This is a genomic window from Sphingomonas oryzagri (assembly GCF_029906645.1).
Lineage (GTDB): Bacteria > Pseudomonadota > Alphaproteobacteria > Sphingomonadales > Sphingomonadaceae > Solisphingomonas > Solisphingomonas oryzagri.
In genome coordinates this window covers 179,648-200,397 of record NZ_JARYGZ010000001.1, presented here as the reverse complement: position 1 = coordinate 200,397, position 20,750 = coordinate 179,648, and the positions used below count along the sequence as shown (strand labels likewise).

19 protein-coding genes are annotated in these 20,750 nt (G+C 65.8%); 13 read left to right on the top strand and 6 right to left on the bottom strand.

Features of this window, described 5'->3' with window-relative positions; genetic code table 11:
• Positions 1 to 97 precede the first annotated feature (97 nt).
• The gene (locus QGN17_RS00985; protein WP_281042651.1) at positions 98 to 1,027 is read left to right on the top strand and encodes an L-threonylcarbamoyladenylate synthase; all 930 of its coding nucleotides are present in this window, start codon (positions 98 to 100) and stop codon (positions 1,025 to 1,027) included.
• Positions 1,028 to 1,083: 56 nt separating this feature from the next.
• Positions 1,084 to 1,362, top strand: coding sequence for a hypothetical protein (locus QGN17_RS00980; RefSeq protein ID WP_281042650.1), 279 nt, complete (start codon positions 1,084 to 1,086; stop codon positions 1,360 to 1,362).
• An 11-nt stretch (positions 1,363 to 1,373) separates the two neighbouring features.
• Here QGN17_RS00980 and QGN17_RS00975 read toward each other — a convergent pair whose 3' ends face one another.
• Positions 1,374 to 2,654, bottom strand: a complete 1,281-nt coding sequence (locus QGN17_RS00975; RefSeq protein WP_281042649.1) for a dipeptidase — start codon at positions 2,652 to 2,654, stop codon at positions 1,374 to 1,376.
• 104 nt (positions 2,655 to 2,758) lie between these two features.
• Here QGN17_RS00975 and QGN17_RS00970 point away from each other — a divergent pair, with 104 nt between their 5' ends.
• Positions 2,759 to 2,956 carry a hypothetical protein gene (locus tag QGN17_RS00970; RefSeq protein WP_281042648.1) on the top strand — a complete coding sequence of 66 codons (198 nt, stop codon included), beginning with the start codon at positions 2,759 to 2,761 and terminating at the stop codon, positions 2,954 to 2,956.
• Positions 2,957 to 2,974: 18 nt separating this feature from the next.
• Here the strand turns inward: QGN17_RS00970 and QGN17_RS00965 are convergent, their stop codons facing one another.
• Together QGN17_RS00965 and QGN17_RS00960 are read right to left on the bottom strand one after the other, a co-directional pair.
• Positions 2,975 to 3,985, bottom strand: coding sequence for a M48 family metallopeptidase (locus tag QGN17_RS00965; protein WP_281042647.1), 1,011 nt, complete (start codon positions 3,983 to 3,985; stop codon positions 2,975 to 2,977).
• Entirely contained in the window at positions 3,972 to 5,771 is a 1,800-nt protein-coding gene (locus QGN17_RS00960; RefSeq protein WP_281042646.1) for a peptide MFS transporter, read from the bottom strand. The genes QGN17_RS00965 and QGN17_RS00960 overlap by 14 nt, the downstream gene beginning before the upstream one ends.
• Positions 5,772 to 5,935: 164 nt before the next feature.
• On the opposite strand from QGN17_RS00960, the gene QGN17_RS00955 reads away from it, so the two are divergent.
• Positions 5,936 to 6,508 carry a nitroreductase family protein gene (locus QGN17_RS00955; RefSeq protein ID WP_281042645.1) on the top strand — a complete coding sequence of 191 codons (573 nt, stop codon included), beginning with the start codon at positions 5,936 to 5,938 and terminating at the stop codon, positions 6,506 to 6,508.
• Positions 6,509 to 6,557: 49 nt separating this feature from the next.
• Complete coding sequence (locus QGN17_RS00950; protein WP_281042644.1) at positions 6,558 to 6,899, top strand: GntR family transcriptional regulator; 342 nt, start codon at positions 6,558 to 6,560, stop codon at positions 6,897 to 6,899.
• Between the two features lie 171 nt (positions 6,900 to 7,070).
• On the opposite strand, the gene QGN17_RS00945 is transcribed toward QGN17_RS00950, so the two are convergent.
• Positions 7,071 to 7,349, bottom strand: a complete 279-nt coding sequence (locus tag QGN17_RS00945; protein WP_281042643.1) for a hypothetical protein — start codon at positions 7,347 to 7,349, stop codon at positions 7,071 to 7,073.
• 323 nt (positions 7,350 to 7,672) lie between these two features.
• On the opposite strand from QGN17_RS00945, the gene QGN17_RS00940 reads away from it, so the two are divergent.
• A complete protein-coding gene (locus QGN17_RS00940; RefSeq protein ID WP_281042642.1) occupies positions 7,673 to 8,416 on the top strand; it encodes a metallophosphoesterase in 744 nt (247 codons plus the stop codon).
• A 12-nt stretch (positions 8,417 to 8,428) separates the two neighbouring features.
• Here QGN17_RS00940 and QGN17_RS00935 read toward each other — a convergent pair whose 3' ends face one another.
• Positions 8,429 to 9,718 carry a sugar transferase gene (locus QGN17_RS00935; RefSeq protein ID WP_281042641.1) on the bottom strand — a complete coding sequence of 430 codons (1,290 nt, stop codon included), beginning with the start codon at positions 9,716 to 9,718 and terminating at the stop codon, positions 8,429 to 8,431.
• A 331-nt stretch (positions 9,719 to 10,049) separates the two neighbouring features.
• Positions 10,050 to 10,475 carry a hypothetical protein gene (locus QGN17_RS00930; protein WP_281042640.1) on the bottom strand — a complete coding sequence of 142 codons (426 nt, stop codon included), beginning with the start codon at positions 10,473 to 10,475 and terminating at the stop codon, positions 10,050 to 10,052.
• A 321-nt stretch (positions 10,476 to 10,796) separates the two neighbouring features.
• On the opposite strand from QGN17_RS00930, the gene QGN17_RS00925 reads away from it, so the two are divergent.
• The 7 genes from QGN17_RS00925 to QGN17_RS00895 all read left to right on the top strand — a co-directional run bounded on the left by QGN17_RS00925 (position 10,797) and on the right by QGN17_RS00895 (position 20,743).
• Positions 10,797 to 12,167, top strand: a complete 1,371-nt coding sequence (locus QGN17_RS00925) for an O-antigen ligase family protein (protein ID WP_281042639.1) — start codon at positions 10,797 to 10,799, stop codon at positions 12,165 to 12,167.
• A 96-nt stretch (positions 12,168 to 12,263) separates the two neighbouring features.
• Entirely contained in the window at positions 12,264 to 13,454 is a 1,191-nt protein-coding gene (locus QGN17_RS00920; RefSeq protein ID WP_281042638.1) for a hypothetical protein, read from the top strand.
• Positions 13,455 to 13,569: 115 nt separating this feature from the next.
• Positions 13,570 to 14,325, top strand: coding sequence for a polysaccharide biosynthesis/export family protein (locus QGN17_RS00915; protein WP_281042637.1), 756 nt, complete (start codon positions 13,570 to 13,572; stop codon positions 14,323 to 14,325).
• Positions 14,326 to 14,344: 19 nt separating this feature from the next.
• Complete coding sequence (locus QGN17_RS00910; RefSeq protein ID WP_281042636.1) at positions 14,345 to 16,612, top strand: GumC family protein; 2,268 nt, start codon at positions 14,345 to 14,347, stop codon at positions 16,610 to 16,612.
• A gap of 250 nt (positions 16,613 to 16,862) precedes the next feature.
• The gene (locus tag QGN17_RS00905; RefSeq protein ID WP_281042635.1) at positions 16,863 to 18,122 is read left to right on the top strand and encodes a nucleotide sugar dehydrogenase; all 1,260 of its coding nucleotides are present in this window, start codon (positions 16,863 to 16,865) and stop codon (positions 18,120 to 18,122) included.
• Between the two features lie 9 nt (positions 18,123 to 18,131).
• The gene (locus QGN17_RS00900; protein WP_281042634.1) at positions 18,132 to 19,418 is read left to right on the top strand and encodes a glycosyltransferase; all 1,287 of its coding nucleotides are present in this window, start codon (positions 18,132 to 18,134) and stop codon (positions 19,416 to 19,418) included.
• A gap of 8 nt (positions 19,419 to 19,426) precedes the next feature.
• Positions 19,427 to 20,743: a lipopolysaccharide biosynthesis protein gene (locus QGN17_RS00895; RefSeq protein WP_281042633.1), complete on the top strand. Its 1,317-nt coding sequence runs from the start codon at positions 19,427 to 19,429 to the stop codon at positions 20,741 to 20,743.
• Positions 20,744 to 20,750: the final 7 nt, after the last annotated feature.

Below are 20,750 nucleotides of genomic sequence, written 5' to 3'. Positions count from 1 at the left end.
CCTCTGCGAGACAGGCCCCTTACACCGTCATGCGTGAATGCTTCCACCCCGTCCGCAATCATTGCGGAGCTTTCATGCCTGCGGTAGCGGCACGGGCATGATCCTGCCCCTCGACAATGCCGCCATCGCGCGCGCCGCGGACCTGATCCGCGCCGGCCAGCCGGTCGCGGTGCCGACCGAGACGGTCTACGGCCTCGCCGCCGACGCGACATCGGGCGAGGCGGTGGCGCGGATCTATGCGGCCAAGGGGCGGCCGAGCTTCAACCCGCTGATCGTCCATGTGGCGAACATCGCGCAGGCGGAGGCGCTGGCCGAAATGTCTCCCGTCGCGCATCGGCTCGCGGACACGCTGTGGCCCGGCCCGCTGACCATGGTGCTGCCGCTGCGCGACGACGCGCCCGTCTCATCGCTTGTGACGGCAGGCCTGCCGACGCTGGCGCTGCGGATGCCGGCGCACCCGGCGATGCGCGCGCTGATCGAGACATCGGGCCGCCCCCTCGCCGCACCGTCCGCCAACGCCAGCGGCCGCATCAGCGCGACGCGCGCCAAGCATGTCGCCGCTTCGCTCGGCGATCGGGTGCCGCTGATTCTCGATGGGGGACCGACCCGGCACGGGCTGGAATCGACGATCGTCGCGATCGAGCAGGATCGTCTGCGCCTGCTTCGCCCCGGCCCGATCGACGCGGCGCGTCTCGCCGAAATCTCCGGCCTCCCCGTGGAGGCGGCCGGCGACGGCAAGATCGAGGCGCCGGGCCAGCTTTCCAGCCATTATGCGCCGGGCAAGCCGCTCCGCCTCGACGCGACCGATCGCCGCGATGGCGAATGGCTGATCGGTTTCGGCCCGGTCGCCGGCGACGACAGCCTCTCGCCCTCTGGCGATCCGGTGGAGGCCGCCGCGCGCCTGTTCGAGGCGCTGCACCGCGCCGATGCGACCGACACCACCGCCATCGCGATCGCGCCCATCCCGTCCGACGGGCTCGGCCTGGCGATCAACGACCGGCTGCGGAGAGCCGCCGCCCCGCGATAAAGCCTTGCCACCCCCGGCGTTTTTTGATCATCTGATCGGGACAGGGGTGTCAGACATTGAAACGGGTTCGCGCGAGGCTGCGCGCGTTCGGGCCTTTGCGTTTGCTCGATGACTGCGCGGCGTTGATGATCTTGGAGAATGGGGCCGAGGCGGAGGACGAAGTCCGCCGCGCGATCGATGCGCGTCCGCCGCTGGTGCAGCGCATCGCACTCAGTCTCGTGCTGCGGACGGTGCGGCGACGCCAGGCGGAAACCACCGATGGCCCGCTCTCTGCCACGTCATCTCCGCCTGCCGCCGAAACCCCTGCAGAAGAAACGCTGCGCCGGATCGCCTGAGCGATCCCCGCTCATGGATGCGCCGTCCCTGCCCCATCAAGCACAGGCTCGCTGACCGTAGCGGGCAACTCGCTCCTCATCGTCGCCGACACCGCTTCGGCCCGCGCCATCACCCGCAGCACGTTGCCGCCCGCCACCTTCGCGACATCGGCATCGCTCCACCCGCGCCGCAGCAGTTCGGCGAGCAGCGCCGGATAGGTCGAGACGTCGCCCAGCCCTTCCGGCAGATCGTTGTCGACCCCGTCGAAGTCCGATCCGATGCCGACATGATCGATGCCCGCCACCCTGGCGATATGCTCGATATGATCGGCGACCTGCGACAAGGTGACTTTCGGCGCGGGATGCGCGGCCAGCCACGCCTTCATCGCCGCCGCCGCCCGATCCGGTTGACCGATATAAAGGCCTCCGAAAGGCGGCGAATTGTACCGCGCTTCCTCGGCATGCTTGTCCGACGACCAGCGGCGGTAATCGTCCGACACATAGGCCAGCGCATAATTGACCATCACCACGCCGCCATTCGCCGCGACCAGCTTCAGCACATCGTCCGACACGTCACGCGGATGGTCGTCGAGCGCGCGGGCACCCGAATGGGAGAAGATCACCGGCGCCTTCGAGACGCGCAGCGCATCGCGCATCGTCGCCTCGCTGACGTGGCTGAGATCGACCAGCATGCCGAGCCGGTTGAGCTCGTGCACCACCGCCTCGCCATAGGGTGTGAGGCCGTCATGCTGCGGATTGTCGGTCGCCGAATCCGCCCACTCGATCGTCTTGCTGTGGGTGAGCGTGAGATAGCCCGCACCGAGATCGTGATAGGCCCGCAGCACCGAAAGGCTGTCGGCGATCTGGTTGCCGCCCTCGACGCCGATCAGCGAGGCGATCTTCCCGGCCTTGTGGATGCGACGCACTTCGGCAGCCGTGCGGGCAAGCTCGAACGTATCCGGGTAGCGCGCGACGATCGTCTTCACGAGATCGATCTGCTCGAGCGTTTCCTTCACCTGATCGAGCGGCGGCAGCGACGGATCGACCCAGACCGACCAGAACTGCCCGCCGACCATGCCCTGCCGCAGCCGCGCGATGTCCGTATTGTAGGGCTTGGGCCGCGCGCCGAGGCCGGAGCGCAGGTCGATCGTCCACCGCCCCTCGCCCTCCCGCTCGCGCAGCACCTCCGCCCAGTCATTGTGCCCGTCGATCAGAGGCGTCGCCTTCAATATGCGGGCGACGCGGGCCGGATAGTCTGCGGCATGAGCGGGAGCCGCAGCGAGCGCGACAAGCGCGAGGAGAGCCGTTTTCATCGCATCAGGTTAGGCAGGGATCGCGGCATATGCACGCCCGGAATGACGGGCACAGACCCCATGGAATCGGGCGATGCGCGATGCCATAATGAGCCGTCATGCGAATGCGCGACTCACGAGAGGTGCCCCCCGCGGAGGCCGATCTGGCCGCCCTCGTCGATCGCATCCACACGGATCTGCGGCAGGAGCGCAAGGCGCGCCGCTGGCGCGAAAATGCGCCCGAGCGGAAGAAGACCATGCTGGTGGCCCTTATCCTGCTGATCCCGATCGCGATCGGCCTTTATCTCAGCATTGTCATCTGAGGCCGCGGCCCGCCGCCATCAGTGGCCGACAACCTGCCGGAAGTGCGCATAATCGGGATCGAGCGGCTTGCCGGCGGCGCGCTTGGCGGCGATCTCGTCCGCCGCCGCTTCCAGATCGTGGATGCGCGTGCCGTTGCTCGGATGGCTCATCGCGAGCAGCCCGTTGATGTCCATCTTGCTGTGGCGACGCCAGAAATCCGCGGCACCGTGCGGATCGTATCCCGCCCAGGTCATCATGTAGACGCCCCAGTAATCCGCCTCACGCTCGCTGTCGCGCAGCCGCGCGCCGTTCGCACCGAACGCGCTGAACAGGCCGAAGCTGGTCCCCTTCGCATCGAGCTCCTCGCGCGTCTTGAGGAAATTGTGCGACAGTTCGTGGCCAAGAATGAAGGCCAGATCGCTTTCGCTCTGGATTTCTGACAGCATCCCCTGATCGATGGTCACGACCTTGCCCTCGGCCGAGGCCTGATGGCCCGTGCCCTGCCCGATCTCGACGAAGGACCAGCAGGCGGGCGTGCCGGTCACCGACAGGCTGACCGGCTTGCCGTCGCGCAGCAGGCCAAGCGTCACCGGCCCCGCTGCGAAGGCCGCATCGATCCGGTCGCGGATCATGGTGATCCGCACGCCGCCATCCTGCACGGTTTTCAACGCCGGCAATTGCGCGGCGAGATTTTGCCCGTTGAGGCTGACGATCTCGTCACGGGCCTTCACACCCGCCTCGTCGGCCGGGCCACCGGGGATCACCGCCTCCACCGTCGGGCGCGTCTTCACACCCCACTGCGCCGCGATGAAGCGCCGCCAGTCGTCCGGATATTGCGAGGCATCGAGCACCAGCATTCCGGGCAGCGCCGTCCTGCGGGGGCAATGGCCGAGCGCGCCGGTCTGCAGCAGGTAAGCGACCTTGGCGACCGTCAGGTCCGCCTTCAGCAGCTGATCGGCATCCTGCACATATTTGGGATCCCCCGGTACGGGGCCGGCCGCCGTCGCGACCAGCGCCAGCCCGGCGATGATGGCCTTACGAAACGCCATGCATCAGCCGCTTGAGTACCGGGGTCAGCGCCAGCAGCAGGATGCCGGCACCGATGGTCAGCTCGCCACCCGTCATGAAGGTGTGGAGGTAGGTGTTGAGCGCCAGTTCCGGATTGGTCACCTGCCCGCCAACCGTTTGCACCGAGGCCGACTGCGCCGCCGCGCCGGCGAGATATTCGCCGACGGAAATCGACAGGAACCAGACGCCCATCATCATGCCGACGATCCGCGCGATCGACAATTTGGTGATCATGCTGAGACCCACCGGCGAAATGCACAATTCGGCAATCGAGTGGAGGAAATAGGTCAGCACCAGCCACCACAGCGAGACGCGGAACTCCTCGTTATGGAACTGGCCGCTCCATGCCAGAGCGACGAAGCCGAGGCCCACCAGCATCAGCGCGATCGCGAACTTGACCTGGATCGACGGCTCCAGCCCGCGCTTGGCGAGTACCAGCCAGATCCAGCTGACGATCGGCGCGAAGGCCACCACCACGATCGGGTTGAACTGTTGCGTGGCCGCTGCCGACATGTGGAAGCCGAAGATCTCCAGTGTCGTGTTGCGATCGGCGAACAGGGTGAGCGAGGACGCCGCCTGCTCGAACAGCGCCCAGAAGGTGACGTTGAAGACGACGAGGATGATCGCCGCCAGCATCATCTGCGCCTCGGTGCGCGTGCCGACCCGCCACGACCAGATCGGAATGCCGATCACCGCCGCGAGGAAGATCGCCAGCAGGGCCTTGCCGAGCAGCGGGGTCGCCGCGACATATTCCCAGATCGTGCTGCCCGAAGGCTCCGGCGCGTCCATCACGTTCTGGAAGATCAGCCAGACGACCGCCGCACCGAGGAAGGTGAGGATGTAGATCAGCGGTGCCCGGTCCGGCCCCTCGCGCGGCGGGGCCTCGCCATAGCCGGCGAGCCTGCCGCCCTCGAACTGCATCAGGATATAGGCGAGGAACAGCACCGCCGAGACGATCAGGAAACCGGCCCACCAGCCGACATGGTTGACCAGCCACGGGCAGGCCGCCTGCCCCAGGATCGAGCCAACGTTGATGCCCGCGTAGAAGATGGTGAAGCCGGCGTCGCGGCGACGGTCGCCCGGCGCGTAGAGCGCGCCGACGATCGTCGAGATGTTCGGCTTGAAGAAACCGTTGCCCACCACGATCAGGCTGAGCGCCAGCAGCATGAGCGCCGAGTAGAAAGGCGACCGGTCCGCACCCGAGTTGAAGCCGCCCGCCGGAATCGTCTTGGTGACCTGCCCGCCAGCGCCGAGCAATTGGACGGAACCGTCCGGCAGGCCGTGAATGGTGAGCGTCTGCCCGCCCATCACGATCGTCTGCGGCGCGTCGTTGATCGCCAGCGGCGTCGCGGGCGGGGCCTGCGACACGTCGTAGCGGACGTTGTCGATCGTCGCATAGGGCTGGCCCTGATGTCCGCCGAAGCAGAGCAGGAAATAGCCCAGCGCCATGACGAGCGCGCCGAACTTCACCGATCGTTTCGATCCGAGATAGCGGTCCGCCAGCCAGCCGCCGACCAGCGGGGTCAGGTAGCAGAGGCTGAGGAAGCCGCCGAGCAGCCCGTTCGCCTCGTGATCGGGCAGCAGGAAATGCTTGGTGAGATACAGGATGAGCAGAGCGCGCATCCCGTAGAAGCCGAAACGCTCCCACATTTCGATCGAGAAAAGCCGTCGAAGCTGACGGGGATGGCCCAGCCATGTATCGCCGTCCGTTCGGCTGACATGGGGGGAACCGGGTTCAAACGTGGCGTCCGCGTCGGGAAGGGACATTCAGGCTCCGAAAATCATTGGGGCGGGCGTTCGTCGCCTCGCCGATCATGCGGCGCAGACTAGCGGCACGGACGGCTTCGGCAAGAGGCGCGAAACGATATTGCGTCCCATTGTTATCGACTGTGTTATCGACGCATCGAACGGCGCCTGCTAGTCGCGCGGCCATGCTCAACGACCGCACCTCGCCCGCCACGCTCGTCGCCACCCGCCGGTCGGGAAAGCCGCGCGACATGATCGCGCCGGGGCCGGACGAGGCACAGCTTGCGCGCATCCTCGCCGCAGCGATGCGCGTGCCCGATCATGGCAAACTCGCGCCGTGGCGCTTCGTGGTGATCGGCGAGGACCGTCGCGACGCCTTTGCCGCGATGCTGCAGCAGGCGTGGCGCAGTGAGCATGGCGCCGAGGACCGGCCCGATGTCGCCGCGATCGACCAGTTCGCCAAGCAGGCGCCCACGCTTGTGGCAGTCGTCTCGGCGCCAGATGCCGGCGCCAAGATCCCTGTCTGGGAACAGGAACTGTCGGCGGGCGCCGCCTGCACAATGATGCTGGTTGCCGCCCATGCGGAAGGTTTCGTCGGCAGTTGGCTGACCGGCTGGGCCGCTTATTCTCCGTCGGTCGCGGCCGGGCTCGGATATTCGGGCGCGAAGATCGCGGGTTTCATGTTCTTCGGGTCGCTGGCCGAGGAGCCGACCGAGCGCCCCCGTCCGTCCGACGATAGTATCGTTTCGCGCTTCTAAAGCGCAAAGCCGCTTGACCCGCCGTGCCGTATTACTACAGCATGGCACCATGGCCAACGATGATCGCCCCGTCTACATCCGCCTGCGCGACGTGATCGCCGACGCGATTCTCGAAGGGCGATACCGGGATGGGGATCCGTTGCCGTCCGTTCGCGCTCTGGCGGCCGAACATGGCGCCAATCCGCTGACCGTCGCCAAGGCCTATCAAAGCTTTCAGGATGACGGGCTTGTCGTGGTGCGGCGCGGTGTCGGCATGTTCGTGGCCGAGGGCGCCTCGTCCAAGCTGCACCGGCAGGCGCGCGAGAAATTCCTCAGGGACGAATGGCCGCGCGTCCGCGCGCAGATTGAACGCCTCGATCTCAAGATGGACGAATTGTTCGATCTGGCCTGAACCGGCGCGCGAACCATCCCTAGATTCTCAGATTCCATTCCCGCCGCGCGCTTCGCCTAGCGCAGCGACGATGCCCCGCCCGAACGCAAAACCGGACAAGCCATGATACCCAAACAAAAAGCGCGACCAAGAGGCCGCGCTTCATGTTCTCAACGCTGAGTCAGCGTCGAATCACGGGCTGGTCGAGGAATGACCATTGCTGGTGGCGGCAACCACGCCACCGACGACGGCCGCGGCCGCCAGAACGCCGATCACCGCGCCGCCGCCCGTGATCGAGCTGCTGCGGTTCGACTTGACGGTGCCCAGACGGGCCGTCGAGCCAAGGTTGGTGCCAGCCACGGGCGCCAGCGAAAGCTGCGCCGCCGACGGCATGACAGGAGCCGCAGCCATCGACGACGTGCCGATCAAAGCTGCAGCGGCGAACGCGATCGAGATAGTGCGAATCCCCATAACCTTTCCTCCTTCTGAACCGATACCGCAGTGCAATGCCACACAAAGCCCTGCGCGATCAAGCGCTAACGACATGTGGACCGCACTGAATTGCAACGGACGCAATCCGCAGCAGCGGCCAGAAATCATCGACCGCCCCGAAGGTTCCATCGAGGGGAAAAAATTTCTGGCGGCACTGTGTTGCGGCGTCAAAATCCGACGCCGGACAGATAAACGACTTTGACTTCACCGCATCATTGGGGGATTCAAGCGAAGGTCCAGGGCTGCGCGCAACCCGCCGGTGCGATTGCCGCAGCATATCCCGCAAGGAATTCCCGTCAGCAATGTTCGGTTGGTTGAAATCGTCGTTCGAGCCGTCCCTGCCGCCAGGCCATCGCGTCTACGCCGTCGGAGACGTCCATGGGCGCCTCGATCTGTTCGATCGCCTGATCGAGTCCATCCGGCAGGATAACGCGGCTCGACCCGCGGCAGAGGTGACGCTGATCCTGCTGGGCGACCTGATCGATCGCGGCCCCGATTCGAGCGGGGTCGTGGACCGGGCACGCGCCGGAGTGCCGTGGGCGCGAACAATCGCGATCATGGGCAATCATGAGGCGGTGATGCTCGACGTGCTCGACGGCAAGGGCGATCTGCTGCGCAATTGGCTGGGCTTTGGCGGCAAGGCGGCCCTGCGATCCTGGGGTGTCGCGGAAAGCGTGCTGGAAGGTGGATCGCAGGAGGACATCTTGGACGCCGCCCGGCGTGCCGTCCCCGCCGCCGCGCGCGCCTGGCTCGGGCGGATGAGGCCGAACCTGCGCATGGGCGATTATTATTTCGTCCATGCCGGCATCCGGCCCGGCGTTCCGCTCGACAAGCAGATCGACGAGGATCGCCTGTGGATCCGCGAGGATTTTCTCGAAAGCAAGAAGAAGCATGGCGCGATGATCGTGCACGGCCACTCGATCAACACCGAGGTGGAAGAACGCACCAACCGCATCGGGCTGGACACGGGGGCCTATGCGTCCGGCCGACTGACCGCGATCGGACTGGAGGGGCGCGAACGCTGGTTCATGGCGACGGTGGATTAAGCCGCCGACGCATCAATAGGCGTTGCGGTGCACCACGACACGGAGCGTGGCGAGCAGGATCGAGACGTCCCGCCAGATCGACCAGCCCGACACATATTGCAGATCGGCCTGCAGACGGTTGGTCAGATCGATCTCGCGATAGGTGTTGCCGCGGAAGCCCCGAACCTGCGCCAGTCCGGTAAGGCCGGGCTTGCAGGAATGACGGTGCCAATAGCGCTCGTCGACTTCCCAATACAGCAGATCGCCGGCCAGAGCGCCCAGGGCGTGCGGGCGCGGCCCGACGAAGCTCATGTCACCCTTGATGATGTTGAAGATCTGCGGCAGCTCGTCGATGCTGGTCGCGCGGATGAAGCGCCCGACCTTCGTCACGCGTGCATCGCCGCGCGTCGTCAGCTTGCTGGCCTTCGAATCGCACGCGTCAGACCGCATGCTGCGAAATTTATACATGCCGAACAGGCGGTTGCCGCGCCCCACGCGATCCTGCACGAACAGCACTGCGCCCGGACTGTCGAGCTTTACCGCAAGCGCCACGATCAAAAGGAACGGCGCCAGCACGATCAGAGCCGTCACGCCGATCGCGAGATCCAGAGCACGCTTCACGATCCGCTGGCGCAGATCGAGGGAGCCGGCCGAGACGATGACGGTCGCGCTGTCGCCGAAGCTGCCTATGCCGATCGGGCCGAGCACTCCCAGTTCGGCGCTCAGCACCTCCCCGCGGATGTTCGCCCCCTTCAGCACCATCGCCCAGTCGCGGCGCCGTTCCTCCGAACAGGCGACCAGCACGCGGTCCGCCGGCTTGAGCAGCTTGCCGATGCGATCGAGCATCAGCGGATCACGAAGATCGCAACGGATATCGATTTCGGCTGCATCCACCACGAAAGCGCCCGGCGGCGCATCGAACGAGCAGCCGTCCCGAATGACCACGTTGCTGTGGAGTGCGGTGCCGAACCGGCGGCGCGTCCAGTAATGGAAGGCCGATCGCGCCGCGATCAGCAGCATCATCGACATCGCGCTGCCGAGCAGCACCGTGACGCGCGAGATGTGCTCGCCCGCCTTAAGGAAGAATGCGGTCAGGACGACGCCTGACGCGGCGAGCAGAATCGCGCGAAACGCACGATAGGCACCCAGCCGCATCGACGGCAGCGCGTCGGCACTGAATGCAGCGTTGTTGATGCCCGCGATGAGGTACAGCGGCACGAGCGCACCGGCGATGCCGAGATTATAGAGGCTCCAGTCGCTTCCCAGCCAGATCCGGTTCGCCGCCACCACGCCCAGAGCCAATGCGATGGAATCGATGACCATCAGCATAATCTGAAGCCGCAGGCGCAGACCGGATCGTCTTGGGAGAAGATCGGAATATCGGGTGAGACGCCCGCTTTCCGACCATGGCAGGCCACTGGCCCTCTCCGTCATGAGAGTTTCCCCTTCGCTCTGCACGCGGCTACCGATTCGGTGAACTTGTTATAAACCGTGCAATGGGTTTTGCGCCAGTTGCCGCAACGCAGCAACCGATCAAGCGCGAATCCTGTCTCGTTTAAGGACCAATCCGTCGCGATTTACAATGGCTTCTTCAATGAGGCGAGAAGAGACGCACCAGCAAGTCCACACATCGTGCTGCGCATCCGTCCGACTTTTATTGCGGCCACCAGGCCGGATAACTGGTTGCCGCACCCGTCGCAGAATCGGCGGAGGGCGGCGTGTAAATATCCATTCCGGGCAGCGATAACGGCTCCGTCGATCCAGTATCCAGGGATGGCGGCGTGTAAATCGCCATGCCGCCCATGGATTCCAGCGTATCGGCCCCTCCCGGCACCGGCTGCACGCTGGCAGCGACAGCCGGATTCGCGCCCCCATTATCCGGTCCGTCCGGCGCGTTTTGCACGCCCGTGCGCGGATTGAGCCGATTCGGATTGGGAGGGGACGGCGGGTTTGGATCATATTTGTCGCGGGGATCGACCGGCTCACGCGGCAGGTCGTTCATCTGCGCGAACGCAGCGGTGCTGGTAGCGGTGCCGAGGACGATGACGGCCACCGATGCAAGAATGAGGGGCAGGCGCATGACAATCTCCGTCCCACCCATTAGCCCTCGCGGCCGCCCGGCGCCAGCCCGTCCGCACCGGCAAGGTGAGGCAGCACCCTGTCCGCCATGCCGGATAGATGCGCCGGCCTTGAAAATAACGAGCCGGTTGGACAATCTCCTCGCCGTCTGGCACTCGACCGCAGACCGAGAGGATGAAGGGGCCGCCGGCGCCCGACATCTCATCGCGAAACCACATGGTCTTCAGCCCATGACGGTGCGGCGGATTGCAGGCCGGGGGGTCAGCCGACAACCGTACGACCGGCAGTGAACGGACTCTCAGACGCGATGACTCGATCCCAGTTGACGTTCGCACTCACGGCGCTGCTCCTGCTTGCCAGCGGCCTGCTCGGCGGCGGAGTGACCGCGCCGAACATCTCGATGCTGGTCGAACTGATCGGCTGCGCCGTCCTGGGGATCGCGATGATCGGGATCGTCGACGGCAAATATCCCGATCACGCCAAATCCGCCTTGGTTTTCGCGGCCTGTGTGGCGCTGGTGCCGTTTATCCAGCTGATCCCCCTGCCCGCTTCGATCTGGCGATCCCTGCCGGGCCGGGCCGTACCCGACACCATCTCGCAGCTGATCGGGCAAGGCGATCAGGCGCGGCCGATCGCGCTCGATCCCGAACAGGCGGCGATGCGGGGTCTCGCCCTGATCGTGCCGATCGCGGCGTTCGTCGCCACGCTGCAGCTTGGCACGCGCAAACGCGACCAGTTGATGATGCTGGTCGTCGGCCTGGCCTTCTGCAGCCTTCTGCTGGGTGTGTTCCAAGTCGCGACCGGCCGGTTCTACCTCTTCTCCTTCGTGCATTTCGGGCTGCCGGTCGGCCTCTTCGCCAACCGGAACCATCAGGCGGATCTCCTCCTGCTCGCCATTCCGATGTGCGCGCGGATCGCGGAAACGCTTCCCTTCCGACATGATCGCCGACGCCTGATCCTGCTCTGCGCGGTGCTGTTCTTCACGGTCGGCATTATCGCCACCCAGTCGCGCACGGCGCTCGCGATCCTGCCCGTGGTGATCGTCGTCGCCTTCGTGATCCATTCGGGCAATATCGCAAGCCGCACCATATGGATTGGCTCGGCAACGATCGGCGCGGTCGCCGTGATCGCCGCCGCGTTGCTGATCTGGACACCGATCGGCGCCCACGCGCTCCACCGGTTCCAGGATGTCGGCGAGGATCTGCGCCCGCAGCTGTGGCGCGGCACCATCGCGGCGGCGAAGTCCTTCTGGCCGGTCGGCAGCGGGGTCGGATCGTTCGTGCCGGTCTACGACATGTTCGCCGATCTCGATTCGGTGAACGCCGCCTGGGTGAACCATGCGCACAACGATTATCTGGAGCTGTTCCTAGAAACCGGCGTCGCCGGCATCGTGCTGATCGTTGCCTACGCCATCCTGCTGGGCCTGCGGGTTTTTCCGCGCCTGTCCGGCGATGCCGCGCAACAGCGCCTCGTCGGATTCACCGGCCTCGCCATCCTGCTGCTGCACTCGATCACCGACTATCCGATGCGGACCTTCATCCTGCTGGCGGCCTTCGGCCAGCTCAACGCGATGCTTTTCCCCGCTCGCGACGCGCGTATGCGGTCCCGGCGGAAAGGCCCGTTCAAGGTGTCGCCGCAGCCCGATTTCCTTCAGGAACCGCAACCGGCGACCGCCGACGCTGCGACGCGATGACAAAAAAGAGGGCCATGCTCGTGATCCGGCAGAACGAGTATCCGAGAACAGGCCGATGCCTGGAAGCCTCCCCCCTGAACCGCCGCGGGTGACGACGTGAAGAAAACGCATAAGGAAAGGCCAGCCAGCCGGAAGGCGAAGATCATCGGCTGCGCGGTCGGCCTGCTGCTCGCCTGGCCGACACTGCAACTGTCGCTGGCTCTCGCGCATAGTGCGGACGAGGACCTCGCCGCAGCGGATTTCGCCGAGGATTCGCAATCGGCGGCGACCGCCGCGGCGCAGCAGCGCCTGGCCGACGGGGATCCCGCCGGAGCGGAGACATTGGCGCGCAATGCGCTGGCCGTCTCGCCGATCTCGGACGCGTCGCTCCGCGTGCTTGCGCTGGCGGAGCAGCAACAGGGCAACTGGCAGCACAGCAACGCGCTGATGAACCAGGCCGCGGCGCTCGGCTGGCGCGACCTGCCCACCCAGCTCTGGCTGGCGGCCGCCTATGTGCAGGCCAAGGATTACGAGAATGCGGCGAACCGTCTGGACGCAGCCCTTCGCGTCAATCCCGATCTGCCGCAACTCCATGCCCTGATCGACAGCAGCGCGGCCGATCCGCAGCTGCGCCCCTATCTGCTGCGCAGGCTGGCGCTCAATCCGGCATGGCGACAGAGCTATTTCGCTGACCCCACCCTCGCATCGCCCGATGCCGCGCGTGCGCGCGGCAGCCTGCTCGCGGGCCTGTCCGGCACGGCCAATCCGCCTTCGCACGACGAACTCGTCCAGGTCCTTTCCGCGATGGTTTCCGCCGGCGCCGCCGGTGAAGCACGGAACCTGTGGATCGCCGCCAACCATGGCGCGAACCAGCCACTCTATGACGGCCGGTTTGAAAGGACTGCCCAGAGCTACGCATCGCCGTTCGAATGGTCGCTCCGCTCCGTTCCCGGCGCGGAAACATCCGCGGAAAAACGCGACAACGCGCCCGGCGATGCCCTGCTCGTTCGCACCGATGGTACGGCGAGCGGCACGTTGGCGCGCCAGTGGCTCCGCCTGACGCCGGGCGAACACCAGCTCACGGTTTCGAGCGCCGGACCGGCATCCAGCCTGCGAAGCCTCGCCTGGACGATCCGCTGCATGCCGCACGGCCCCACCATCACGACGTTGCAGGGCAGCGGCAAGCGCGACACGGCCGCGTTCGCAACCGCACCGGACTGCACGGATCAGGTCATCGAGCTCCAGGCCCGTCCGCAGGCGGGTTCATCAAACGGGGAAGTCCGTTTTTTTGATATGGTAATCAACTGACTCGCCAAACGAGCCGTGTTGTGTGCTATGATGGGCCAACCGAACGAAATTGTGCTATGCAGCAAAGCTCGAGCGGCTATAGCATTGTCGATCATGCAAGCTGAGGGAGTGGGGCATGCAATCTGGATTTCGGCCGTTTGAGAAAACACGTGCCGGAAAATCCGTATCTGGAAGGCGTGCGGGCGGATTTTCCGCTCTGATACTGCTTTCTCTCTGCGGCCTCGCCGGTTGCGCGACGCGTTCCACCCTGCCGTCGGGCAGCGCGGCCTACAACACGTTCCCGCCGCCCAATACCGAGCACAGCACGGACAATTACAAGATCGGCCCGCTCGATACGATTGCGGTGACGGTCTTTCAGGAACCGGACCTGACCTCGGCGGCGATCCAGGTGGACGCAGCGGGCAACGTCCTGCTTCCGCTGATCGGCCAGGTGTCGGCCGAGGACAAGACGTCGACCGAACTCGCCGCAGAAATCTCGAGCAAGCTCAGCACGCGCTACCTCACCAATCCGCAGGTCTCGGTGATCGTCACCGACTCGGTCTCGCAGCATGTGACCGTGAACGGATCGGTGACGGAACCGGGCGTCTACGCGATCAAGGGGCGCACCACGCTGCTCGATGCGCTCGCCATGGCGAAGGGCACGTCGCGCGTCGCCGCGCTCGATCAGGTGGCGGTGTTCCGCATGGTCAACGGGCAACGCATCGGCGGCCTGTTCGACGTCAGCAAGATCAATCGCGGGCTTGCGCCCGATCCCGAAATCAAGGGCAGCGACACGATCGTCGTCGGCCTGTCCAATGTGAAGGCCGCCTGGCGCGACGTACTCACGGCGGCTCCGTTGCTGACGGCGTTCAGCTACGCCGCGACGCGTTAAGGTTTAGAGGGGAAGGCTCGTGAATAAGCAGATCGCGTTGCATCCGGACCTGGACGACGACCTCCTGGATGTGATGGAGCCGGATAACGGCGGCTCCGTATCCGACGAGCTTTCCCGCAACTTGCGGGCCTTGTGGTCCACCTTCTACCGGAACCGTCTGCTGATCGCCGCCATCGTCGGCGTGTTTATGCTGATCGGCCTCGGCGTCACCATGCTGATGACGCCGAAATACCGGGCGACCACCAGCATCCAGATCGACCAGCAATCGACCAACGTGCTGGGCAATACGGACCAGAATTCGGTCGATCCGGCTGCGGCGTGGCAGGATGCGGACCGTTTCCTGCAGACGCAGGTGGACGTGCTGCAGAGCCGCGCGATGGCGATCACGGTGATGCAGGACCTCAACCTGAACGCCAATGACGACTTCATCCATCAGATGGGCGGAAAGCCGGCGGATCGTCCGGCGGGTCCGCTGAGCCTGGCCGATACCAAGCGCGAACAGATTTTGAACGTGCTGTCCGATGGGCTGCGCGTCGATCTCCCCCGCAATTCGCGCGTGGCGGACATTTCGTTCACCAGCCCCGATCCGCGGCTCGCGGCGCGCGTCGCGAACGCCTTCGCGGCGGACTTCATGATCTTCAACATGAAGCGCAAGTTCGGCTCGTCGACCTATGCGAGGAACTTCCTCGAAAGCCAGCTGAGCGACACGCGCAGCAAGCTCGAGCAATCGGAGCGCGCTCTGCTCGATTATGCACGCAGCGCCCAGCTGCTCGACGTTTCGGGCGGCATCGCATCGAGCACCGACGGCAGCACGACGGGCACGCCCCGCTCGCTGACGACCTCGAACCTCGTCCAGATCAACGATGCCTATGCGCAGGCGCAGGCCGCGCGGGTGCAGGCTCAGCAGCATTGGGAGCAGGCCGCCGCGACGCCGCCGATGCAGCTTCAGGAAGTGCTGACCAACCCGGCGGTGATGCAGCTGGCGCAGCTGAAGGCGCAGGCGCAGGCGGCGTATCAGCAGGATCTGCAGCGGCATAAGCCCGATTATCCGCAGATGCAGCAGGCCGCGGCGCACATCGCCGAACTGGACCGCCAGCTCAATTCGCTGGCCACATCGATCCGCGGATCGATCAAGGAACAGTATGCGACCGCTCTCAAGCAGGAGCAGGCGCTGAGCGGCCAGGTCAACGGGCTGAAGAGTTCGACCCAGAACGAGCAGAGCCGGTCGGTCGAATACAACATCCTGAAGCGCGCCGTGGACACCAACCGGACGATGTATGACAGCCTGCTGCAGCGCTATGCCGAGGTTTCGGCACAGGCGGGCGTGGCTGCGAACAACATCAGCCAGGTGGACGTCGCCGATACTCCGGACAAGCCGGTATCGCCCAAGCCGCTGATCAATCTGGCCCTGGCCATGATCCTCGGCATGATGGCGGCGGCAGGCTTCGTCCTCCTGCGCGACAAGTTCGACGACTCGGTGCGTACGCCGGAAGACGTCAACTCCAAGCTGGGGCTGACCTTCCTGAACTCGACGCCGATGCTCGACCAGGAGATGACGCCCGACGAGGCCCTGTCCGATCCGCGCTCGGCGCTGTCGGAAGCCTATTCGGCGCTCAGGACCTCGATCGAGCTGAGCCACAAGGGCGGCGCGCCGCGCACTCTGGCGGTCACGTCGACCCGCCAGTCCGAAGGCAAATCCACCAGCGCCTTCGCGATCGCGCGCAACTTCGCGAAGATCGGTCGCTCGGTGGTGCTGATCGACGGCGATTTGCGCAAGCCGTCGCTGCACCGCCTGGCGAACGTTCCCAACGGGCGCGGCTTCTCCAACCTCCTCGCCCGCATGGGCAGCATCGACGAGGCGATCCAGCCGACCGAGACGCCGAACCTGTCGCTCATCTCCGCCGGCCCGCTGCCGCCGAATCCGGCCGAGCTGCTGTCGGGCGCCCGCCTGCCCGAGCTGATCAACGAGCTTGCCGAACGCTTCGACGTGGTCGTTATCGACGCACCGCCGGTGCTGGGCCTTGCCGACACCGTGCTGATCGGGTCCACCACCGAAGCCACGCTGTTCGTGGTCGAGGCGAACGGCTCGCACCATGGCCATGCCAAGACCGCCGTCCGTCGCCTCACCGGCAATGGGATCACGATCATCGGTGCGCTGCTCACCAAGTATGACGCGCGCAAGATCGGCTACGGCTATGGTTACGGATACAATTACACCTATTCCTACTCCTACGGGCAGCCGGACGCGCCGAGTTCGTCCCGCAAGTGGCCCTGGTCCAAGAAGTAGGCTGGCTTTAAAGGGGCGCATGTCGCACCGCACAAGCGGTGGCTGCGCCCTTTTTCTTGCCCGACGCGGGCGCCATATCCGGGAGGAACGCTTGCGGCGAACATCCTCTCCATGGCAGCAGGAGCGGAAATTCCCGTTCACCTCGATATTCGGACCTATCTAGCTCGATCGACCGGCACTCTGGCGGCGTCGCCCGCGGCGATTGCCTCGCGGTCGATTTTGCTGCTACGCACAATCAGGGAGGCACATCATGCAAATCGCCATTTTCGGATTGGGCTATGTGGGCGCAACCGCAGCGGCCTGCCTGGCGAGCCAGGGCCACCGCGTCATCGGCGTCGATCCGAACCCCGACAAGGTTTCAAAGATCATGTCCGGCGTGGCGCCGATCACCGAGCCTGGCCTCGATGACCTGACCGCCGCCGGCGTGAAGGATGGCCTGCTCAGCGCCGTGTCCATTGCCGACAAGGATGTCGTTTCCAGCGATCTCATCATCGTGTGCGTCGGCACGCCGAGCGCGGTCGACGGGTCGCATAACATGAGCTTCATCGCCGAGGTCTCGCGACAGATCGCGCTGCAGCTCAAGGACGCGCCCGACGCGCGCCCGGTGGTCGCCTACCGCTCGACCGTGCGCCCCGGCACGATCGAGGAGATGATCCAGCCAATCTTCGACGACGTTCTCGGCACCGATTCCGACCGCGTCGAGCTGGTCTACAATCCCGAATTCCTGCGTGAATCGGTCGCCATCGCCGATTTCTTCGCGCCGCCCAAGATCGTCGTCGGCACGAAGACCGGCGAGCGCTGCGCCGCGATCGACGGGATCAACGAGGGCATCGAGGCACCGGTCTTCTACGTGAAGTATCGCGAGGCCGAGATCACCAAGTTCGTGGACAACACCTTCCACGCCGTGAAGACCGCTTTCGCCAACGAGATCGGCCGCGTCTGCACCAAGCTGGGCGTCAGCGCGAGCGAGGTGCACCGCATCTTCGTGTCGGACACCAAGCTGAACGTCTCGCCTTATTATCTGCGCCCCGGCGGCGCGTTCGGCGGCTCCTGCCTGCCCAAGGACGTGCGCGCGCTGCAGCACATGTCCCGCCTCGTCGGCGGATCGACCGGGCTGATCGACTCGCTGATCGTCTCGAACGAGGCGCACAAGCAGTTCCTGTTCGAGCTGTGCTCGCAGGGCCTGACCCATGGCGCCAAGGTGCTGATGCTGGGCCTCGCCTTCAAGGACAAGAGCGACGATCTGCGCGAAAGCCCCAACATCGACATCGCCCGCTACCTGCTGACCGCGGGCTACGAGCTGTCGATCTTCGATCCCTACGTCACGCCCGGCAATCTGGTCGGCCAGAATCTCGGCGTACTGTCGCGGTCGCCCTTCATCCGCAAGCTGCTGAAGAGCCAGGCCGAGATCGAGGCGGAAACCTACGACGTCGTGATCGACACGCGCAGCATCGCCGGCAACTACAAGCTGGACGCCGCGCGCATCGTCGACATCAACCGCCTCGCCTGAGCATAAGCGATGGGCGCGAGCCTTCCCAAGCAGATGAATGTGGAGCCGGCCGCCCGGCCGCTCCGCATCGCCTTCGTCTACAGCCGCCTGCCCTTCCCGATGATGCGCGGCGACCAGCTGACCGTCTCGCACCTGCTGAGCTTCCTCGCCGCGCGCGGCCACACGGTCGATTTCCACACGCTCGCCACCGGCGGCAAGGTGGAGCCGGCGCAGCGCGAATGGCTGGACAAGGCCTGCCGCACGGTGCGCTTCTACGACCAGCCCAAGATCGCCATGCTGCTCGGCATGGTGCGCGCGCTGTTCACCGGCATCCCCTTCCAGGTCGGCCTGTTCCACAACGCCAAGCTCGCGGCCGATCTGGAAGCGGGCATCGGTGCGGGCGACTATGACATCGCCTATTGCTATTATCTGCGCACCTCGCCCGCGATCCCCGATCCGACGCGGTCGTCCGCGAAGGGCTGGCGCTCGTTCCTGGCGATGCAGCTTTCGCAGACGCTGAACGCGCGGCGGATCTTCGAGAACGAGACCAACCTCGCCAAGCGCATCTTCTATTTCTTCGAGGCCAAGCGGCTCGCCCGCTACGAGGCGCGGATCTGGCGGAAGTTCAGCCGGACGGTGCTGATCGGCCCGGCCGACGTCGCCGCGATCCGCGAGGAATGTCGGCGGCAGGGCATGCCGGAGATCGACAATTGGGTCTACGGCGCACACGGCACCGACACCGAGCGTTTCCAGCCCGCGACGCGCGAGGAGATGGTGCCCAACCGCGTCGTCTTCTCCGGTTCGATGCTCTATCAGCCGAACATCCAGGCGGCGTTGTGGTTCGTGCAGCGCTGCTGGCCGGCGATCCGCGCCGCCGTGCCGGACGCGGAGTTCATCATCCAGGGGCGTGACCCCGTGCCGGAAATCCAGCGCCTGGCCGGCAAGGACGGCATCGTGGTGACCGGCACCGTGCCCGATGTCGGCGCGATGATCCGCTCCGCCACGGTCTGCGTGAACCCGATGCTCGCCGCCGGCGGAATGCAGAACAAGCTGATCGAATATATGGCGTGCGGCAAGGCGACGGTCGCCACCGCGGTCGCCAACGAGGGCATCCGCGCACCTGCCGACACGCTGATCAGCGCCGACGAGCCGGAAGCGATCAGCGAGGCGATCATCGCGTTGCTGCGCGATCCCGATGCGGCCCACGCGCTCGGCCAGCGCGCCCGCGCCTACGCTTCGCGCGACTGGACGTGGGAGAAGCACTTCCTCGATCTGGAGCAGGCCTTCTACGATTCGCTGGAAGATCGCGGCCAATGATAGCCGCGTTGCGCAGGCTCGGCCCGATGGTCTCGGCGATCGGCCTGCGCTATTCGGCGATCATCATCCAGTTCGCGCTCGTGCTGCTGGTGTCGCGCCACACCAGCACCACCACGGCGGGCACCTATTTCATCATCTTCGGCTGGGTGAACTCCACCTACTTCATCGCCGGCCTGGGCCTGCCGGACGGGCTGGTGCGCGAAATCTCGCACCTCGCCAGCACCGGCGGCGAAGCGGCGATCCGACCACTGATGCTGCGCGCGGTCGGTCTGTTCGCGGTGCTGACCCTGGCGACCGCCGCCGCCGGCATCCTCGGTGCGCAGGCGTTCGGCTTCGCACCGGGCCTCGTCCTGTGGGTGGCGGCCTGGTGGCTGTGCTACGCGATCAACTTCTTTTGCGCGCAGAGCCTGCTGGCGCTCGGACGGCCGACCGCCGGCAGCTTCTTCTTCTATCCGGCGCTGAACATCTCGCTGCTGTTCACCCTGTTTCCCTATCTGCTGTTCACCCGCAACGAACCGGTGGAGCATCTGCTGGCGGCGGCGATCACCGGCGCCGCACCTATGGCGCTCATCGCCGGTTCGGCGCTCGCCACGGCGCTTCGGCGAATGGATCGGCCGGCGGGCACGGAGGCGCCGCCCGTAGCACTCGGCGCGGTGATGTCGCTCGGCTTCCGCATCGCGGTGGCGCGCGTGGCGCAGACGGCGATCTACTGGATCCCGACATGGATCGCGGGCGGTGTGCTGATGCCGGCGGCGGCGGCCGTCCTCGGTCTCGCGGCGCGCCTCAATAACGCGGTGGCGGCGGTGATGGCGGCGATCCGCTTCATCGTGCGCCCGCAGATCGTCGCCGCCGCCGCGCGCGACGACTGGCAGACGATCAGCCGCAACGCGCGGATGATCTCCACGCTGGCATCGGGCGCGGTGCTGCTCGCGATCCTGGTCTATCTGGCGATCGGGCGGCCGCTGATCGTCGGCATCTTCGGCGCATCCTATGCGGGCGCGTTCCTGCCGCTGCTGATCCTGCTGTTCGGCACGCTGGCGGAGGCGACCGGCGGCGTCGTCGACGAGGTGCTGAAGATGACGGGCAATGCCAGCTTCGTTCTGGGCACCCTGCTCTGCGTCGTCGCGGGCGAAGCGCTGTTCTCCTGGGCCGGCGGGCGGCACGGGCTGCTGTGGCTGGCGGCCGCTCAATCGCTGGCTCTCGCCTGCCTCTATGGCACCCAGATCAGCTTCGCGAAGTGGCGGCGGGGCGTGCTGCTGCTGCCGATGCTCAGCCCCGCGACGATGAAGGGGGCCGTGCGCGCACTCCGCCAGCGCACGGCCTGAGAAGGAT

What these genes read in the sequence shown, in the direction of transcription:
- QGN17_RS00965 (WP_281042647.1), bottom strand. Translation starts at nt 3,985, where the DNA reads ATGGCGTTTCGTAAGGCCATCATCGCCGGGCTGGCGCTGGTCGCGACG.
- QGN17_RS00935 (WP_281042641.1), bottom strand. Translation starts at nt 9,718, where the DNA reads ATGGTCATCGATTCCATCGCATTGGCTCTGGGCGTGGTGGCGGCGAAC.
- QGN17_RS00940 (WP_281042642.1), top strand. Translation starts at nt 7,673, where the DNA reads ATGTTCGGTTGGTTGAAATCGTCGTTCGAGCCGTCCCTGCCGCCAGGC.
- QGN17_RS00970 (WP_281042648.1), top strand. Translation starts at nt 2,759, where the DNA reads ATGCGCGACTCACGAGAGGTGCCCCCCGCGGAGGCCGATCTGGCCGCC.
- QGN17_RS00900 (WP_281042634.1), top strand. Translation starts at nt 18,132, where the DNA reads ATGGGCGCGAGCCTTCCCAAGCAGATGAATGTGGAGCCGGCCGCCCGG.
- QGN17_RS00955 (WP_281042645.1), top strand. Translation starts at nt 5,936, where the DNA reads ATGCTCAACGACCGCACCTCGCCCGCCACGCTCGTCGCCACCCGCCGG.
- QGN17_RS00945 (WP_281042643.1), bottom strand. Translation starts at nt 7,349, where the DNA reads ATGGGGATTCGCACTATCTCGATCGCGTTCGCCGCTGCAGCTTTGATC.
- QGN17_RS00960 (WP_281042646.1), bottom strand. Translation starts at nt 5,771, where the DNA reads ATGTCCCTTCCCGACGCGGACGCCACGTTTGAACCCGGTTCCCCCCAT.
- QGN17_RS00985 (WP_281042651.1), top strand. Translation starts at nt 98, where the DNA reads ATGATCCTGCCCCTCGACAATGCCGCCATCGCGCGCGCCGCGGACCTG.
- QGN17_RS00950 (WP_281042644.1), top strand. Translation starts at nt 6,558, where the DNA reads ATGGCCAACGATGATCGCCCCGTCTACATCCGCCTGCGCGACGTGATC.
- QGN17_RS00975 (WP_281042649.1), bottom strand. Translation starts at nt 2,654, where the DNA reads ATGAAAACGGCTCTCCTCGCGCTTGTCGCGCTCGCTGCGGCTCCCGCT.
- QGN17_RS00915 (WP_281042637.1), top strand. Translation starts at nt 13,570, where the DNA reads ATGCAATCTGGATTTCGGCCGTTTGAGAAAACACGTGCCGGAAAATCC.
- QGN17_RS00930 (WP_281042640.1), bottom strand. Translation starts at nt 10,475, where the DNA reads ATGCGCCTGCCCCTCATTCTTGCATCGGTGGCCGTCATCGTCCTCGGC.
- QGN17_RS00905 (WP_281042635.1), top strand. Translation starts at nt 16,863, where the DNA reads ATGCAAATCGCCATTTTCGGATTGGGCTATGTGGGCGCAACCGCAGCG.